This window comes from Pseudomonas sp. P5_A2_2, from assembly GCF_054177685.1.
Genome location: NZ_JBGCUL010001190.1, coordinates 1 through 1,243 on the forward strand (window position 1 = coordinate 1; position 1,243 = coordinate 1,243).

At 61.0% G+C, this 1,243-nt stretch carries 2 protein-coding genes; both read left to right on the plus strand.

The window, feature by feature from the left end; translation table 11 throughout:
* The coding region (locus tag ACXRVY_RS29980) for a (2Fe-2S)-binding protein (protein WP_458239069.1) at positions 1 to 345 on the plus strand (345 nt) is incomplete at its 5' end.
* On the plus strand, positions 342 to 1,243 hold a 902-nt coding region (locus ACXRVY_RS29985), incomplete at its 3' end, for a molybdopterin cofactor-binding domain-containing protein (RefSeq protein ID WP_458239070.1). The genes ACXRVY_RS29980 and ACXRVY_RS29985, both read left to right, overlap by 4 nt.

The following is a 1,243-nucleotide window of genomic DNA, read 5'->3' on the forward strand; positions in this document are numbered from 1 at the left end:
GGTCAGTGCGGCGCTTGCACCGTTTTAGTGAACGATAAACCGGTGTTTTCATGCCTGACACCCTGCGGCGCGCTGGCGGGCAAATCAGTGCGTACAGTGGAGAGCCTGGGCAGCGCCGACAAACCGGGGCCGTTGCAGAAAGCCTTTATCGACGAACAGGCGGCCCAGTGTGGTTATTGCATCGCGGGGATGATCGTACGAGCGCAGGCTCTATTGGAGGCCAACCCTCATCCGGACGATGAAACGATCCGTCGCCGCATGGCGCCCAACCTGTGCCGCTGTGGCACTCATGTGCGGATCCTCGCTGCGATCAAGTCGGTCATCGCGCAGGGAGACAAGGTATGAAGTCCTCAACGCAAAACGTCGATCTGAGCCGCCGCGCCTTCGTGATAAACGGCGCGTTGGTGATGGGGTTCGCCATGCTCCCGGGTATACCGCGCGCCTTCGCTGACACCGAAGTGGACACCTTGGGTACAGCGATCCTGGCGCCTGATCTGCCAGGCAGCCTGCGGGCCACGCCCTATCTGGACGCCTGGATCCGCATTGACGCGAAAGACGGCATCACCGTCTACACCGGCAAAGTGGAGCTGGGCACTGGCGTCAAGACCGCGCTCCTGCAGATCACCGCTGAACGCCTGGAAGTATCACCTGGTCTCATCCGCTTTCTCACTGCCGACACTGCGCTGACACCCAATGAGGGTTACACCGCCGGCAGCCATACGATCGTCGACAGCGGCACTGCATTGTTCAACGCCGCCGCCCAGGTGCGTCAGTTGTTACTCGAATCCGCGGCAAGCCAATGGCGATGCAACATCGACAGCCTGAGCACGCGGGATGCTGTGATCTACGATGGGCAAGGCCACAGCATGACCTACACACAAGCGGTGGTCGGGGTTCAATTGCATCGCTTTGCATCGGCGAGTTCCCCCTTCAAGCCAGCCAGCAGTTTCACCCTGATCGGCAAATCATTGCCTCGGCTGGACATCCCGGACAAAGTCAGCGGCGGTTCGGCCTATGTGCAGGACATGCGCCTGCCCGATATGCTGCATGCCCGCGTGATACGTCCACCCCGGCGCGGCAGTCAGCTTCTGGACATTGACGAAGCCGCCCTCAACAAACTCCCCGGTGTGGTAAAGCTGATCMGCAACGGCAGTTACCTCGCCGTGGTCGCTACCGATGAGTGGCTAGCGGTCAAAGCGATGCGCGAGGGCTACGCCACTGCCCGCTGGACAGAAGGTAATCC